This window comes from Comamonas sp. NLF-1-9 (assembly GCF_019195435.1).
Classification (GTDB): domain Bacteria; phylum Pseudomonadota; class Gammaproteobacteria; order Burkholderiales; family Burkholderiaceae_C; genus Comamonas_C.
On record NZ_CP078069.1, the window covers coordinates 398,379 to 413,776 of the forward strand.

Sequence of the window (15,398 nt, forward strand, 5' to 3'; positions counted from 1 at the left end):
GCCGGCGCCCATCGATGCCGGGCTCGGGCTTTATTACTTCAGCCCATTAGCAGCCAAGAAACGATTCGTTTGAGTTTGACGTACCTGTTCCGACAATCCCTGCATCGGATTTTGCAGGAGGTGTGTGATGCGGGGACGTGCATGGCTCAAGGGCGTGATGGCTGCGGCCATCGTCTCGGCTGGCGCTCTGGCGAGCGCGCAGGTGGTAGGCAGCGTCAATGGCTCGGCCTTGGGGGCTATGGCCTTCCACGAGGACAGCCGCTCCGCGTTCTTGCAGCATCAGGCCGGGCAAGGTGATGCGGATCTGGCGCTTGCATCGCGCGCGCTGGCCTTCAGCACCACGACGAACGTGCAGCGCCTGGCCGAGCTTGGCGTGGTCGCGGCCGATTGGGCGCAGCAACTGCCGCACCATGCAGCGCCGACGATCTCGCCCGTGGTCTTCATCGTGCGCGCAGGCAATCCGCGCGGCGTGCACGACTGGGCCGACCTCGTGCGCCGTGATGTCGCGCTGGTGCTGAGCAACCCCAAGCACTGCAACACCGGCCGCTACGCCTACTTCGGCGCATGGGGCAGTGTGCTCGACGCCGGCGGCAGCGCGGCGCAGGCCGAGGACTTCGTCGCCGCCTTGTTCGGCCAGGCGCAGCTCGTGGCGCGGTCCGAGCGCGAGGCGGTCAGCGCCTTTGCCGCCGGCGGCGCGGGCGACGTGCTGGTGGCGTTTGAGTCGGAGATTCCCGCAATTCGCGCGCGCTCCGGTGCCCAGGCGCTGCAGGTGGTCTATCCCCCGGTGAGCGTGGCTGCGGAGAACGCGGTCGCGCTGAGCTCAAACGACGCCGGAGCCAGCCGGCTCGCCAAGGCCTATCTCGACTATCTGTACTCCGATGAGGCCCAGGAGATCGCGGCCAGGCACTACCTGCGGCCGCGCTCGGCTGCCGTCCTGGCGCGCCACGCCGACCGCTACCAGGCGCTCAAGCTCTTCAGTGTGCAGCAGCACTTCGGCAGCCTGGAGCGTGCCTCGCGGGAGCACTTTGCCGATGGCGGGCGCTTCGACCAGTTGTACGCGCCCAGGTCCGAACAATGGGCAGCCCGCGCGAAGGAGCGCGCCGCCGCCCTCTGAGCAGCGGCCGCGCGCGCAGCGCTGCGCTTCAGGCCAGCGTGTGCAAGGGGATGTCGTGCGCGCGCGCCAGCGCGTCGAGCTCGGCGCGGCTGCGCACCGACAGCCATTGCGCCGTGGCTTCATGCAACTGCGGCGAGCTCGGATCGGTGCCGGGCGCAAGCCCCAGCTGCGCGAGCATGCGCGCAGCGAAGTGGGGCTCGAGCGCTGCCAGCGCCACGCGCCCGTCGGCGCAGGGGTAGATGCGGTAGAAGGCATGCGCACCGCCGACCGCACCGTGCGGCCCGGTGAGTTGCCACTGGCGCGGCAAGGCCAGCCAGTCGGCGGCGTCCGAGAGCGCCACTTCGATGCACACGCCGTGCTGCGTCTGCGCGCGCGCGAGCTGCGCCTGCAGCACGGCTTCGCTCGCCATCAGGGCGCCGCCCATGTCGGCAAACAGGGTAGGCGGCAAGTCGGTGCCTGCGATCAGGCCCGCTTGCGCCAGATAGGTCAGGTCGTGGCCGGGTTCTTCCGCGGCCTCGCCGGGGGAGCCGACGATGCGCACCAGCGACAGCCGCGGATGGCTCGCCTGCAAGGCCTGCCAGGAAAGCCCGAGCTTGGCCAGCGCCGAGGGGCGAAACGAGGTCAGCAGCACGTCGCTCTGTGCGAGTTCTCCCGCCAACTGCGTACGGCCCGGCGCGCTCTTGAGATCGAGCTGCAACACGCGGATGTCGGCATGCATCTCGCGATAAGCCGGCGGGCAATAAACGCCCATCGGGTCGCCGCTCGTCTGCGTGGGGGCGGGCAGCGGCTCTACCTTGGTACAGGTGGCGCCCATGCTCTGGCAGCGCATCAGCGCGGCGGGGCCCGGAAGGTTGAGCGCGAGGCTCAGTATGCGTGTGCCCTGGAGCGCTTGGACAGCGAATGGCTGCATGGCGTGTTCCTTGCTTGAAATGCTGCGGTGCAAGCCGAATTCCCGCCAAGATGCTAGCCTGCGGGCTTGGTTTGAACCGACCCGAAGCCGCCTGTCGGCCTGCGTTCCGTGGCCGGACGTCTTGCAGCCCATGCCTGGAGCAGCAGGCGGCTTCGGGTCTCACTGGATGGAGAAGCTTACATGAGTGCCAGGGAGCATCCCTTGCCCGACACTGCCGTGCTGACACCCGTGTTACAGCACAGCGCACGCATGCCCGTGGCCTTCGTCGGTCACGGCAGTCCACTGAACGCCATCGAGCGCAACGCCTGGCATTTGACCTGGGAGGAGATGGGGCAGCAGTTGCTGGCGCGCTGCGGGCGGCCGCAACTGGTGTTGTGCATCTCCGCGCACTGGCTCACCGGGGCTTCGTGGTGGCTCACCGGCATGGCGCAGCCGCGCACCATCCACGACTTCGGCGGATTTCCGCGCGAGCTGTTCGAGCAGCAATACCCCGCGCCCGGCGCGCCCGACGCGGTGCAGGCGCTTGCCCGGTTCCTGCACGACCCGGGCTCGGGCGCGCCGCTGGGCGTGGACGCCGGGCAATGGGGCCTGGACCACGGCGCCTGGGGTGTGCTCAAGCCCATGTTCCCCAAGGCGGACCTGCCGGTGGTGCAGCTGAGCATCGCCTACGAGCGCGCGCCCGCGCAGCATTTCGCGCTGGGCCGCCAGCTCGCGGCGCTGCGCGAGCGTGGCGTGCTGATCGTCGCCAGCGGCAACATCGTGCACAACCTGCGCGCGTTGCGGCCGCAGGCGGGCATCAACGCCACTTACACCTGGGCGCAGGAGTTCGACACGCGCGTCACCCAGGCGCTGCAGGCGCAGGACTGGCAGAGCCTGGTCGATTTCCAGAGCTGGGGCGAAATCGCCGAACTCGCCCACCCCAGCTACGACCACTACCTGCCGCTGCTCTACGCCATCGGCGCGGTGGGGCCGGACGAGGCGCCGCAGTTCTTCAACACCGGCTTTCAGCGCGGTGCGATTTCCATGCGTTCGGTGCTCTGGGGGTGAGCGGGCGCGCCTGCAAGGTTATGCGCATTGTGCATTGAGCGATAATCAAGGGTTTGGCGTGCGCGGCGGTTTTGCCTGCGCGCGCTTCAGCCCTTGTACGCCTTGCCACCCCGGTCTGCGCTGCGCCCCTTGGCGCCTAGACCTCGTGTCAGGGCGGTTTCGACGAAGAAAGCCCCTGAGCCATGCGTGAAGAACACGACTTCCTTGGAAGCAAAACAATCCCCGACGATGCCTATTGGGGCGTGCACAGCGCCCGCGCGGTGGAAAATTTTTCCATCAGCGGCAATCCGGTGTCGCGCATGCCCGAGCTGGTGCGCGCTTTTGCCTTCGTGAAGAAGGCCGCAGCCCAAGCGAATCGGGAGCTGGGCGCGGTGCAGCCGCAGGTGGCCGATGCGATCTGCAAGGCCTGCGACGACCTGATTGCCGGGCAGTTGCACGAGCACTTCGTGGTCGACGTGATCCAAGGCGGGGCGGGCACCTCGACCAACATGAACGCCAACGAGGTGATCGCCAACCGGGCGCTGGAACACCTGGGTCTGGCGCGCGGCAGCTACGAGGCGGTGCACCCCAATGACCACGTGAATGCCTCGCAAAGCACCAACGACACCTATCCCACGGCGGTCAAACTCGCCACCTGGTTCGGCATCCAGACCCTGCTGCAGTCGCTGGCGAGCCTGCGCCTGGCCTTTGAGGACAAGGCGCGCGAGTTTGCCGACATCCTCAAGATCGGCCGCACCCAGCTGCAGGACGCGGTGCCCATGACCCTGGGCCAGGAGTTCGCAGCCTTTGCCAGCATGGTGGCCGACGATGAGCGGCGCCTGCGCCAGTCGAGCGAGCTGATGTGCGAAATCAACATGGGTGCGACGGCGATAGGCACGGGCATCAATGCGCCCGTGGGCTATGCGGCGCTCGTGACCAAGCGGCTCGCCGAGGTCTCGGGCGTGCCGGTACACCAGGCGCCCGACCTGATCGCCGCGACCTGCGACACCGGTGCGTTTGCCGACATCTCGGGCGTGCTCAAGCGCGTGGCGATCAAGCTGTCCAAGATTGCCAACGACCTGCGCCTGCTCTCCTCGGGACCGCAGGCGGGACTGGGCGACATCTGCCTGCCGGCGCGCCAAGCGGGCTCTTCCATCATGCCGGGCAAGGTCAACCCGGTGATCCCTGAAGTGGTCAACCAGGTGTGTTTCGAGGTGGTGGGCAATGACGCGACCATCACCATGGCGGTGGAAGCGGGTCAATTGCAGCTCAACGCCTTCGAACCCATCATGGGGTGGTGTCTGCACAAGAGCCTGCACCATCTGGCGCAGGCCTGCGAGACGCTCAAACTCAATTGCGTGCAAGGCATCACCGCCAATCGCGCCGTGCTCGAACAGCGCATTGGCGACTCCGTGACGCTGGTGACCGCGCTCAGCCCGCTGATCGGCTATGAGAAGGCCGCACGCATTGCCAAGACCGCCCTGGCCAGCGGCCAGCCGATTGCGCTGGTTGCCGAGCAACTGGGCATCCTGAGCCAGACGGAGATCAAGGGGCTGCTCGTGGCCGACAAGCTCACGCGCCCCGGCGCCATCCAGTCCATCTGAAGCTGCGCGGCACGGGCAGCAAGAGCGCCCGGCCGCGTCCTGCGCCAGCGGCGGCGGTCTGGATGGGCAGTGCCCCGCCTGGCATTGCGTGCTTGGCCCCTGTGCTAGGGTGCGCGCTGGTTTGGAATGGACAAGGGAAGGCAGATGGCAACACCGGGCGCGAGCGCGCCGCTGCAGCAGCAGCACCAGGACATAGATTTCGGCGTGCAGGGCGCGATGGACGGCAGCAGCGACCAGGTGGAGCTGGCGCGCTCGCTTGAGCTGCTGCGCACGCACTTGTATCTGGAGGAGGCGGTGCTCTTTCCGGCGCTCGAGGGCTCGGTCGGTTTGTCCATCATGGTGATGGAGCGTGAACACGGGCTGATGTGGCCCTTGATGGAGTCGCTGGCGCAGGCCTGCCGCGACGGCGCAAGCCTGGAGAGCATGCAGGACGAGCTCGACGAGCTGTTCCAGCTGCTGCAAGTGCACAACCCCAAGGAGGAGCAGATCCTCTACAGCGTGGCCGACGAGCACGCCGGTCTGGCCGAGGCGCTGGCGGCGGCGCAGGTACCCGAGGGCTGGGCATGCAAGGCCGTGGCTCGTGCCCGGGGCTGATCGCGGATTGTGAACAAAAAAGCGGCTGGCGCACGTCCTGTGTGCGCCAGCCGCTCTCATTTTGATTGCAGTATCAGCCGCCCGTGTGGAATTTCACCACCAGCGGCACGATGAGCAGCGCCACGATGTTGATGATCTTGATGAGCGGGTTCACGGCCGGGCCGGCGGTGTCCTTGTAGGGGTCGCCCACGGTGTCGCCGGTGACCGCGGCCTTGTGCGCTTCCGAGCCCTTGCCGCCGTGGTGGCCGTCTTCGATGTACTTCTTGGCATTGTCCCAGGCGCCGCCGCCGGTGCACATGGAGATTGCCACGAACAGACCGGTGACGATGGTGCCCATGAGCAGGCCGCCGAGCGCCCTGGGGCCGAGCGCCAGGCCGATGACGATGGGCACGGCCACGGGCAGCAGCGAGGGGATCATCATCTCCTTGATCGCGGCGCCGGTGAGCATGCCGACGGCGCGCCCGTACTCGGGCTTGGCCGTGCCCTGCATGATGCCGGGGATCTCGCGAAACTGGCGGCGCACTTCCTCGACCACGCTGCCCGCCGCGCGACCCACGGCCTCCATCGCCATGGCGCCGAACAGGTAGGGAATCAGCCCGCCGATGAACAGGCCGACGATCACCATCGGGTCGGACAGGTCAAAGCTCACCGCCTGGCCGAAGGTCTCAAGCTTGTGCGTGTAGTCGGCAAACAGCACCAGCGCCGCGAGACCCGCCGAACCGATGGCGTAGCCCTTGGTCACCGCTTTGGTAGTGTTGCCCACGGCGTCCAGCGGGTCGGTGATGTCGCGCACGCTGGGGGGCAGTTCCGCCATCTCGGCGATGCCGCCGGCGTTGTCGGTGATCGGGCCGTAGGCGTCCAGGGCGACGATGATGCCCGCCATGGAGAGCATGGACATCGCCGCGATCGCCACGCCGTACAGGCCGGCGAGCATGTAGGAGACGATGATCGCCACGCACACGAAGATCACCGGCCAGGCGGTGGACTTCATGCTGATGCCTATGCCCGCGATGATGTTGGTCGCGTGGCCGGTGGTGCTGGCCTGCGCCACGTGCTGCACCGGCTTGTATTGCGTGCCGGTGTAGTACTCGGTGATCCAGACCAGCAACCCGGTGAGCACCAGGCCGACGACGCAGGCGCCGAAGAGCTTGCCTACCGCGCCGGTGCCGCCCAGGGCGTTGTCCGGAATGATCCAGGCGGTGACGAAGTAGAAGGCAATCAGCGACAGGATGCCGGCCACGCCCAGGCCCTTGTAGAGCGCGGGCATCACGTTGGTCATGCCGGGGCGCGCCTTTACGAAGAAGGTGCCGATGATGGACGCGATGATGGACACCGCGCCCAACGCCAGCGGATAGACCACGGCGTGCGCACCCGCGCCCTTGATCAGCAGGCCGCCCAGCACCATGGTGGCGATCAAGGTCACCGCGTAGGTCTCGAACAGGTCGGCCGCCATGCCGGCGCAGTCGCCCACGTTGTCGCCCACGTTGTCGGCGATCACCGCGGGGTTGCGCGGATCGTCCTCGGGGATGCCCGCTTCCACCTTGCCGACCAGGTCGGCGCCCACGTCCGCACCCTTGGTGAAGATGCCGCCGCCCAGGCGCGCGAAGATGGAAATCAGCGAGGAGCCAAACGCCAGGCCGATCAAGGGATTGAGCGCATGGCTGTCGGCCGCGGGGCCGCCGAGGAACCAGTAAAAGCCGGTGACGCCCAGCAGGCCCAGCCCCACTACCAGCATGCCGGTGATTGCGCCGCCGCGAAACGCCACGTCGAGCGCCGGGCCTATGCCGTGCGTGGCGGCCTGCGCGGTGCGCACGTTGGCACGCACCGAGACGTTCATGCCGATGAAGCCGCAGGCGCCCGAGAGCACCGCGCCGACGATGAAGCCCACGGCCGTGGTCACGTCGAGGAACAGCGCGATCAGCACCGCCAGCACGATGCCGACGACGGCAATGGCCTTGTACTGCTTGGCCAGGTAGGCGGCGGCTCCCTGCTGGATGGCGCCGGCGATCTCCTGCATGCGCACATTGCCCGCGTCCTTGGCCAGGATCCAGCCGCGGGCCCACAGGCCGTAGACTACCGCGATGACCCCGCATGCCAGGGCCACGATGAGTGGCGTTGTCAGCTCTGCCGATTGAGGCATTGTCGAATCTCCTTTGTGTTTGTCAGAGACGGAAGCGCAACGCTAGTGAGAAGTGCTTCCACCGCGTTGCTTCCTCGCTCTCCGAGCCCATCGGAGTCGATTGGCCAACCCCGCTAATCTACTGCGCAAAGCACGGTGCAAGCAAGCGGCAAGCTCGGCTTCGTAGAATCCGTGGCTGTTTTGCCCGAGGGAAAACCCTTGGGTTCTCTTTTTTCAACTGCCGCAATCTGCAAACATGGCTCTGAACCACGTCAGCCCCGGGGACCAGCTTCCCGATCTCTTCAACGTCATCATCGAGATTCCCGCCGAGTCCGACCCGGTCAAGTACGAGGTGGACAAGGACACCAACACCGTCTTCGTCGACCGCTTTCTCACGGTGGCGATGTACTACCCCTGCAACTATGGCTACGTGCCGCAAACCCTCTCGGGCGACGGCGACCCGGTGGACGTGCTGGTGATCACGCCTTATCCGCTGCTGCCGGGCGTGGGCGTGAGCTGCCGCCCGTTGGGCATTCTGAAGATGGAGGATGAGGCGGGCATAGACGGCAAGATCCTGGCCGTGCCGTCCTCCAAGGTGCTCAAGATGTACGACGGCTGGAAGACGGTGGACGACGTCAACCCCATGCGCCTGAAGGCGATCAGCCACTTCTTCGAACACTACAAGGACCTGGAAGACGGCAAGTGGGTCAAGGTGCTGGGCTGGGACGGCATTGACGCCGCGCACAAGGAGCTGATGGACGGCGTGGCCAATTACGTGCGCGCCCATCCCTGATCGGGGTGCGGGACAGCGGCGCCATGGTGCGCCGGCCGCGCTGCCTGCAGCGTCAGGGCGAGTGCCGAAACGGGCTGTGCGCGCGCAGCTCGTCCTGGTAGCCGGCCACGGCGGTGCCTTCGCGCGCCGCGAAGTCGTCGATTGCGCGGGCGAAGGCCGGGTGGGCAATCCAGTGCGCGCTGCTCGCGCGGCTGGGCAGCAGCGCGCGCGCCAGCTTGTGCTCGCCCTGGGCGCCGCCCTCGAAGCGGCGCACGCCGTGGGCAATGCACCAGGCGATGGGCTGGTAGTAGCAGGCCTCGAAATGCAGGCAATCGACGCGCTCGAGCGCGCCCCAATAGCGGCCGTAGGCGACTGTATTGTTTGAGCGTTTTTCGCCGCTTTCGCTTGCCCCATCTGCGCTGACAGCTATCAAACTGCAAGCAATCGGCAGACCTGCGCGCTCGGCCACGAAGAGCAGCCAGTTGCCGGCCATGGTGTCCGCCATGCGCTCGAAGAAGTTGCGCCTGAGGTAGGGCGGGTTGCCATGCTCGGCGTAGGTGCGCTGGTAGCAGGCGTAAAAGAAGTCCCAGTGTGCGCGCGTGATCTGCGCGCCCTGCAGCGCGCGAAACTGCACGCCAGCCTGCGCCACGCGCCGGCGTTCCTGGCGGATCTTCTTGCGCTTGTCCTGCGACAGCGCGGCCAGGAAGTCCTCGAAGTCGCGAAACGGGCGGCCGTCCTGCGGATGGCGGTTGTGCCAGTGAAACTGCACCGTGTCGCGCTGCGCCATGCCGAGCGTGCGCGCGGCCTGCAGGTCTTCGTCCGCGGCGAACAGCAGGTGCAGCGAGGACAGATCGCGCTTGCCGCACCAGTGCAGCAGGCCGGCCAGCAGCGCGGCGCGCGTGCGCTCGTCGCGCGCCAGCAGGCGGCTGCCCGGCACCGGCGTGAAAGGTACGGCCAGCACCGCCTTGGGGTAGTAGGCCAGGCCGTGGCGCGCGTAGGCGTCGGCCCAGGCCCAGTCGAACACGTATTCGCCGCGCGAATGGCTCTTGAGGTAGAGCATGCAGGCGCCTGCCAGCGCGCCTTGGGCGTCGCGCAGCGTGAAGCCGTGCGGCGCCCAGCCGGTGCGCGCGCAGGCGCTGTCGCTGTCGTGCAGCGCGGCCAGGTAGGCATGGCGCATGAAGGGCGTAGGACAGGGCTGGGCGGCCAGCAGCGCGTCCCACTCGCGGGCGTCGATTGCAGCCAGGCCTGCATGCTCTTGCAGCGGGGCTTGGGGCGGGCAGGGACGGCTCATGGACCGATCATCGCGCAATCGGCTGCGGCATCGGTTTCGGCGCGCCAAAGGCGTGGCGATAATGGCGCGTTACTTCGAGAGTCGCCATGTTTTCTCTTCTTGGCATAGCCCAGATGCGCAGCACCGTGGGCGACATCGCCGCCAATGTGCGGCGCATCATCGCCGCCGCGCGCCAGGCGCATGCCGACGGCGTTGCCGTGCTGCTCACGCCCCAGCTTGCGCTCAGCGGCTACATGCCGGCCGACCTGCTGCTGCGCCCGGCCTTCATCGACGCCTGCGAGCGGGGCCTGGCCGAGATCGCCGCGGCCACGGCCGAGTTGCCCGGCCTGGCGCTGGTGGTAGGCCATCCCTGCCGGGCGCCGGGCGCCGAGCGCCTGCACGACGCGGCGAGCGTCTACGCAGGCGGGGCGCTGCTGTGCCGGCATGCGCGGCGCGTGCTGGTCGATGGCGGCACCTCGGACGATGCGCGCTACTTTGTCGCGGGCAGCGAGGACAGCGTCTTCGAGCACGCCGGCCTGCGCCTGGGCTTGCTCATCGGCGCCGACGTCGACGCCGAGGGCGCGGCGCAGGCGCTCGTGCGCCGCGGTGCGCGCCTGCTGCTGGTGCTCGACGCCACGCCCTATGCGCTGGGCCAGTCGGCGCGGTGGGAGCAGCGCCTGCGCCAGTGCATGCGGCGCAGCCGCCTGCCGCTGCTGGCCGCGCGCGGCGTGGGCGGGCAAGACGAATGGCTGTTCGCCGGCCAGTCGCTGGCGCTGCAGGCCGACGGCAGCGCCGCCATGCGCTTGTCCTTGTTTGAAGAAGAAACGGCTGTAGCCCGCATCAGACAAGCGCAAGGCGCTATCACGATAGAAGCGCGTGTGGAACACCTCGCCGACTGGCAGGAGGAGTTGTGGCGCGCGCTGGTGTGCGCGCTGCGCGACTACGTCACGCTCAACCGCTTTCCGGGCGTGGTGCTGGGGCTGTCCGGTGGCCTGGATTCGGCGCTGGTGCTGGCGCTGGCGGTCGATGCGCTCGGGCCGGAGCGGGTGCGCACGCTGTTCATGCCCTCGCCCTACAGCGCCGAGATCAGCCGCATCGACGCACACGAAATGGCGCGCCGCGTGGGTGTGCGCATAGACGACATCGCCATTGGCCCCTTGTTTGCGGACTTTCGCGCGGCGCTCGCGCCCTTGTTTGCCGGCTTGCCCGAGGACACTACCGAAGAAAACCTGCAGGCGCGCGTGCGCGGCAGCCTGCTCATGGCCTTGTCCAACAAGAGCGGGGCGGTGGTGCTCGTGACCGGCAACAAGAGCGAGCTGGCCACGGGCTATTGCACGCTCTACGGCGACATGGCCGGCGGCTTTGCGCCTATCCGCGACGTGCTCAAGACCCAGGTGTTTGCGCTGGCGCGCTGGCGCAATGCGCACGACCCTTTCGGCACCGGCAGCGAGCCGATACCCGAGCGCATCATCACGCGCCCGCCCAGCGCCGAACTGCGAGCCGACCAGACCGACCAGGACAGCCTGCCGCCCTACGAGCTGCTCGACGCCATCATCAGCGCCCATCTGGAAGGCGGGCAAGACCTGCCTGCGCTGCTGGCTTCGGGCCTGCCGCGCGCCGAGTGCGAGCGCGTGCTGGGCCTGATACGCCGATCGGAATTCAAGCGCCATCAGGCGGCCACCGGGCCGCGGGTGTCGCAGCTGGGCTTTGGCAGCGAATGGCGCCACAGCGCCAGCCAGCGCTTTGCCGGATGAACGGCCTGTGTCCCTTCTCTTTTTTCTCTTCAGGACCCTAGCACCATGCAAATGATCACCGCCCTCATCAAGCCCTTCAAACTCGACGAGGTTCGCGAGGCATTGGCGGGCTGCGGCGTGACCGGGCTCACCGTGACCGAGGTCAAGGGCTTCGGCCGCCAGAAGGGCCACACCGAGCTCTACCGCGGCGCCGAGTACGTGGTGGATTTTCTGCCCAAGGTGAAGGTGGAAGTGGTCGTGCCCGACACCGAGGTCGAACGCTGCGTGGACGCCATCGTCACCGCCGCGCGCACCGGCAAGATCGGTGACGGCAAGATCTTCGTCACCGCGGTGCAGCGGGTGGTACGCATACGCACCGGAGAACTCGACGACGCGGCCGTCTGAAGCCGCGCCCCAGGCAATGCGGGCGGCAACAGCGCCGCTCAGATCACGCTGCGCAGCTGGCCGCTCGGGCCGGGCAGGCCGGCTTCCTGCACCAGCTCCTGCAGCAGTCTTGCCGGGTCGCTGCCGGTGCGCACCAGCCGCATCTGCCAGTCGCTCATCAGGCCGTCGTCCACCGCCTGCTGCAGGAAGGCGAGCATCTTCGCGTAATAGCCGCCGGCGTCGAGCACGCCCACCGGCTTGTCGTGGTAGCCCAGCTGGCGCCAGGTCCAGATCTCGAACAGCTCTTCCAGCGTGCCTATGCCGCCGGGCAAGGCCAGGAAGGCGTCGCTGCGCTCGGCCATCATGGCCTTGCGCTCGTGCATGGTCGCGACGATGTGCAGCTCGTCGCAGGCGTGGTTGGCCAGCTCCTTGTTGACCAGCGCCTGCGGGATGACGCCCACTACTCGCCCGCCCGCCGCGCGCGTGGCCTGCGCCAGCACGCCCATGAGGCCGCTGTTGCCGCCGCCGTAGACGAGCTGGCCCTGGTGCTCGCCTATCCAGCGGCCCACCTGCTGCGCCGCTTCGGCAAACAGCGGCCTGTTGCCCGGGCGCGAACCCAGGTAGACGCAAAGGGAAAACGCCACTTCAGCCATGGGAGAAAAACCGGTGGTACAGCGCCAGCGCCCAGACGGCGCCGGCCAGCAGCAGCGACAGCAGCACCGCAGCGCTGCCCAGATCCTTGGCGCGCGCGGACAGCGGGTGCAGCTCGGGCCCGATGCGATCGATCGCCGTCTCTATGCCCGAATTGAGCAGCTCCACGATCAGCACCAGCACGACGCTGGCCCAGAGCAGCGCAAGCTGCAGCCAGTCGCTGGCCAGCCAGCAGGCTGCGGGCAGCATCAGCAAGGCAAGAACGGCTTCCTGGCGAAAGGCCTTTTCCGCCCAGGCTGCGCGCAGGCCCGCGAGCGAATAGCCGGTGGCGTGCCAGAGCCGGACCAGGCCGCTGCGGCGCTTGTGCGGGTGGACGTCGCTCATGGCTTGCGGCGCGCCGGCGCGGGGCGCGTGTCGTGGATCAGGCGCGTGCCGGCAAGCTGGTCGTGCCAGAACTGCTGCTGCGGATGCAGGCGGCTTGCCAGCGCCCAGAGCACGATCCACAGCAGCAGCAGGGCCAGCGTGCTGAACAGCGGCAGACCGAGCTGGTGCGCGGCCAGCGGCGGCAGGAACCACAGCCAGGCCAGCAGATAGCGCAGCAGCGCGCGCGGCTGGCTGAGCGCGCGCCCCCGGGCATCGACCACGCGAATGTGCCAGGTCTTTTGCGCCAGGGTCTGGCCGCGCGACCAGAACCAGCCGAAATAGATGCCGAAGACGACGAACAGATAGCCCATGCGCAGCGCGCGGTTGGCCAGGCCGTGGCGCGATTGGCTCAGGGTGTCAAACAGATAGTCGGCAATGAATACCAGGCCGAAGAGCAAGATGGCTTCGTACAGCCAGCAAGCCATGCGCCGCCACAGCGCGGGGGCTTGCAGGCTCGCCTCGGCCAGCGGTGCGGCGACGGGGGAGGAGGGCGGCGTCGCGGCGCTCATGGCTCGGTGCGGCGCGGGCTGAGGTTGCCCGCGTCCGGCGTCGGCGCGGGGCTTGGCGCCGGCGCGGAGCTTGGCACCGGTTCTGGCGTCGGCGCCGGCTCCACCGGCATGGGCGAGGCTTCACCGGCCGCCGGGCTCAAGCTGGGCGCGGGCAGATCGCCCGTCAGCGGACTGAGCGGTTTGTCCGGCATTGGCGGCGCGGCGGGCGGCGCGGCTGCAGGCGTGCTGCCCAGTGGCGGCAGATCGGTGCCGGTGGCCGAGGGGATGCTTACCGGCGCGGTCTCCACCGGCGCCGCTTCAGGCGGGCGCACTACTGGTACCGGCACCATGTCCACCACCGGCGGCAGGATCTTGGGCGGATTGGCGCTTGCGGGCGTCTTGCTCTCTGCCGCGGGTACGCGCACGAACTTGTTTGCCGGCGCGGGGCGCACCGCGATCGCCGCCCCCTGCGGCGCGGGCGCCGCCCGCTCGATCAAGGCCTGGCGCGCTTCAGGTGCCAGGGCCTGGTAGGCGTCCCATTGCTCCTGGCGCGCCGGCGGCGCGAGCTTGCGCGTGGCCGCAAAGTTCAGCCGGGCGCGGTTGCGCTCCTGCGGGGTCAGCGCGGCCCAGGCGGTCATGCGCGCCTGCAGCCGCTTCTGGCTGGACGGCGTCAGCGTGGCAAAACCGTCGGCGATCGACAGCCATTTGCGCTTTTGCGCTTCGGTCAGCGTGCTCCAGTGCGGCTGCAGCGGCTCCAGCGCCTGCTGCTGCGCCCTGCCCAGGCTGAGCCAGGGCGGGCCGGATTCTTCGACGACCGGGGCGGGCCGGCGCGCGGGGAGCATGGCCGCGGGCGCCGGTTTGCTCACCGGCATGACCACGCCCGGCAACGCCCTGACCTGGCGCGCCGCCAGCCAGCCGGCCCACGCGAGCGCGACGCACAACGCCAGAGTCAGAACGAGGGCGATGAGCGATAGCGGGCGGGAAGGCTGGCTGGCGGGCGGTGCTGGCATTGCGTCAGCGCCGGGCAGAACGTCTGGGCATCAGGGTTTGCTGCGGCTGGATTTGAGGAATTGTGCAAAGCCCGGATCCGCATAGGCGGAGGGCGGGAGCTCGTCTGTGAGCAGGGCGGTGTCGATCTCGGTGAGCTCGCTCGTGGTGTTTTCCACCTGCGTATGGTGCACCAGCACCAGGCCGATCAGCAGCGCGACGATCCAGACCACGGACAGCGCCGGCTGCCACCAGTGCGAAGGCGCGCCGCCGCCGAGCGTGGCCGCCGGCCCTTGGGCGAGCACGGCGGGCGCGCTGCGCCAGTGCAGCGCCGGCTGCGTCGCCGGGCGCTTGCGCTCGGCCAGCGCCTGCAGGCGCGCCACGCGCAGGCGTTCGCTGATGTCGTGGTGCAGCTCGTCGCTGGCCTGCGTCAGGCGCAGGGCAACGCGGCGCGCGAAGGCGTCCGCTTCGGGGCTGAGCGTGGCAGTGGTCTGGTTCATGGCGTGATTCCTTGGGCCTTGAGCATCTTGCCCAGGGCCTGAACGGCACGAAAACAGTGCGTTTTTACACTGCCTTCAGAGCATCCCATGGCGGCTGCGGTTTCTGCAACATCCATTTCTTCCCAGTAACGCATCAGAAAAGCCTCGCGTTGACGGGTCGGAAGCTGCTCGATCGCCGCTTCGATGGCTTGCACCGTCTGGCTTCGCCGCAGCGAATCTTCCGCGCTCTGGGCGCCGGCGCCGGCGCCGTCCTGGGGCGCCAGCCAGGTCTCGAGCAGGTCGAAATCCTGCCCATCGTCGGACGGGCCTTCAAAGTCGCTGAGGTTGGTGAACAGCGCCTTGCGCGTCTTTTGCCGGCGAAACCAGTCCAGCATGCAGTTGGAGAGGATGCGCTGAAACAGCATGGGCAGCTCGGCCGGCGGCTTGTCGCCGTAGTGCACCGACAGCTTGAGCATGCTGTCTTGCACGATGTCCAGCGCCGCCTCCTCGTCACGCACGTGGTAGAGCGCACGCTTGAAGGCGCGCCTTTCCGTGTTCTTGAGGAAATCGGAGAGCTCTTGTTCTGTGGCCAAGGAAGGGGGTTCCCGCGGGCGCCAGGGGCACGGCGGCGGCGCATGCTGCACCGCGACAGCGGCGATTATCCCATCGTGTTGTCTTTTGGCTCCATTTGCCACAAGCCGATGTTGCGGTGCAATAATGCGAGCCTACTTGTTACGAAGCAAACGGGTCCCGGTCGGGCGCGAACCTGTCGACGCCCATGGCCGAGGCCTCAAGTCCCAACGCAGCCTCACGAGGGCTCGTCCGAGGGGCACCCTAGGTTTTT

General features: G+C 68.2%; 16 protein-coding genes. 7 read left to right on the forward strand and 9 right to left on the reverse strand.

Annotated features, from left to right (window positions below; genetic code table 11):
• Positions 1–127 precede the first annotated feature (127 nt).
• Complete coding sequence (locus tag KUD94_RS01890) at positions 128–1,114, forward strand: sulfate ABC transporter substrate-binding protein (protein ID WP_218238223.1); 987 nt, start codon at positions 128–130, stop codon at positions 1,112–1,114.
• 28 nt (positions 1,115–1,142) lie between these two features.
• Here the strand turns inward: KUD94_RS01890 and KUD94_RS01895 are convergent, their stop codons facing one another.
• Positions 1,143–2,024 (reverse strand): CoA transferase, encoded by an 882-nt coding sequence (locus KUD94_RS01895; protein ID WP_218238224.1) that lies wholly within the window; start codon positions 2,022–2,024, stop codon positions 1,143–1,145.
• Between the two features lie 180 nt (positions 2,025–2,204).
• Here KUD94_RS01895 and ygiD point away from each other — a divergent pair, with 180 nt between their 5' ends.
• The 3 genes from ygiD to KUD94_RS01910 all read left to right on the forward strand — a co-directional run bounded on the left by ygiD (position 2,205) and on the right by KUD94_RS01910 (position 5,248).
• Positions 2,205–3,071, forward strand: coding sequence for a 4,5-DOPA dioxygenase extradiol (gene ygiD, locus KUD94_RS01900; RefSeq protein WP_218238225.1), 867 nt, complete (start codon positions 2,205–2,207; stop codon positions 3,069–3,071).
• Between the two features lie 182 nt (positions 3,072–3,253).
• Entirely contained in the window at positions 3,254–4,654 is a 1,401-nt protein-coding gene (locus tag KUD94_RS01905) for an aspartate ammonia-lyase (protein ID WP_218238226.1), read from the forward strand.
• A gap of 144 nt (positions 4,655–4,798) precedes the next feature.
• Positions 4,799–5,248 (forward strand): hemerythrin domain-containing protein, encoded by a 450-nt coding sequence (locus KUD94_RS01910; RefSeq protein ID WP_218238227.1) that lies wholly within the window; start codon positions 4,799–4,801, stop codon positions 5,246–5,248.
• Between the two features lie 73 nt (positions 5,249–5,321).
• Here KUD94_RS01910 and KUD94_RS01915 read toward each other — a convergent pair whose 3' ends face one another.
• Complete coding sequence (locus KUD94_RS01915; RefSeq protein WP_218238228.1) at positions 5,322–7,388, reverse strand: sodium-translocating pyrophosphatase; 2,067 nt, start codon at positions 7,386–7,388, stop codon at positions 5,322–5,324.
• Positions 7,389–7,623: 235 nt separating this feature from the next.
• Between KUD94_RS01915 and ppa the strand changes: the two genes are divergently transcribed.
• Positions 7,624–8,160: an inorganic diphosphatase gene (ppa, locus tag KUD94_RS01920; protein WP_218238229.1), complete on the forward strand. Its 537-nt coding sequence runs from the start codon at positions 7,624–7,626 to the stop codon at positions 8,158–8,160.
• Between the two features lie 52 nt (positions 8,161–8,212).
• Here the strand turns inward: ppa and KUD94_RS01925 are convergent, their stop codons facing one another.
• Complete coding sequence (locus tag KUD94_RS01925) at positions 8,213–9,430, reverse strand: GNAT family N-acetyltransferase (protein WP_218238230.1); 1,218 nt, start codon at positions 9,428–9,430, stop codon at positions 8,213–8,215.
• A gap of 86 nt (positions 9,431–9,516) precedes the next feature.
• Between KUD94_RS01925 and KUD94_RS01930 the strand changes: the two genes are divergently transcribed.
• Positions 9,517–11,163: an NAD+ synthase gene (locus KUD94_RS01930; protein ID WP_218238231.1), complete on the forward strand. Its 1,647-nt coding sequence runs from the start codon at positions 9,517–9,519 to the stop codon at positions 11,161–11,163.
• Positions 11,164–11,208: 45 nt separating this feature from the next.
• The gene (locus tag KUD94_RS01935; protein ID WP_218238232.1) at positions 11,209–11,547 is read left to right on the forward strand and encodes a P-II family nitrogen regulator; all 339 of its coding nucleotides are present in this window, start codon (positions 11,209–11,211) and stop codon (positions 11,545–11,547) included.
• Positions 11,548–11,585: 38 nt separating this feature from the next.
• On the opposite strand, the gene KUD94_RS01940 is transcribed toward KUD94_RS01935, so the two are convergent.
• From KUD94_RS01940 to KUD94_RS01965, 6 genes are read right to left on the reverse strand one after another with little or no spacing between them, the layout of a single operon-like run.
• Positions 11,586–12,179, reverse strand: coding sequence for a TIGR00730 family Rossman fold protein (locus KUD94_RS01940; RefSeq protein WP_218238233.1), 594 nt, complete (start codon positions 12,177–12,179; stop codon positions 11,586–11,588).
• Entirely contained in the window at positions 12,172–12,561 is a 390-nt protein-coding gene (locus tag KUD94_RS01945) for a diacylglycerol kinase (RefSeq protein WP_218238234.1), read from the reverse strand. Before KUD94_RS01945 ends, KUD94_RS01940 begins: the two co-directional genes overlap by 8 nt.
• On the reverse strand, positions 12,558–13,109 hold the full coding sequence (locus tag KUD94_RS01950) for an RDD family protein (RefSeq protein ID WP_218238235.1): 552 nt from the start codon (positions 13,107–13,109) through the stop codon (positions 12,558–12,560). The genes KUD94_RS01945 and KUD94_RS01950 overlap by 4 nt, the downstream gene beginning before the upstream one ends.
• The gene (locus KUD94_RS01955; protein WP_218238236.1) at positions 13,106–14,098 is read right to left on the reverse strand and encodes a DUF3106 domain-containing protein; all 993 of its coding nucleotides are present in this window, start codon (positions 14,096–14,098) and stop codon (positions 13,106–13,108) included. The genes KUD94_RS01950 and KUD94_RS01955 overlap by 4 nt, the downstream gene beginning before the upstream one ends.
• Positions 14,099–14,128: 30 nt before the next feature.
• Entirely contained in the window at positions 14,129–14,575 is a 447-nt protein-coding gene (locus KUD94_RS01960) for a DUF3619 family protein (RefSeq protein WP_218238237.1), read from the reverse strand.
• A complete protein-coding gene (locus KUD94_RS01965; RefSeq protein ID WP_218238238.1) occupies positions 14,572–15,147 on the reverse strand; it encodes an RNA polymerase sigma factor in 576 nt (191 codons plus the stop codon). Before KUD94_RS01965 ends, KUD94_RS01960 begins: the two co-directional genes overlap by 4 nt.
• Positions 15,148–15,398 lie beyond the last annotated feature (251 nt).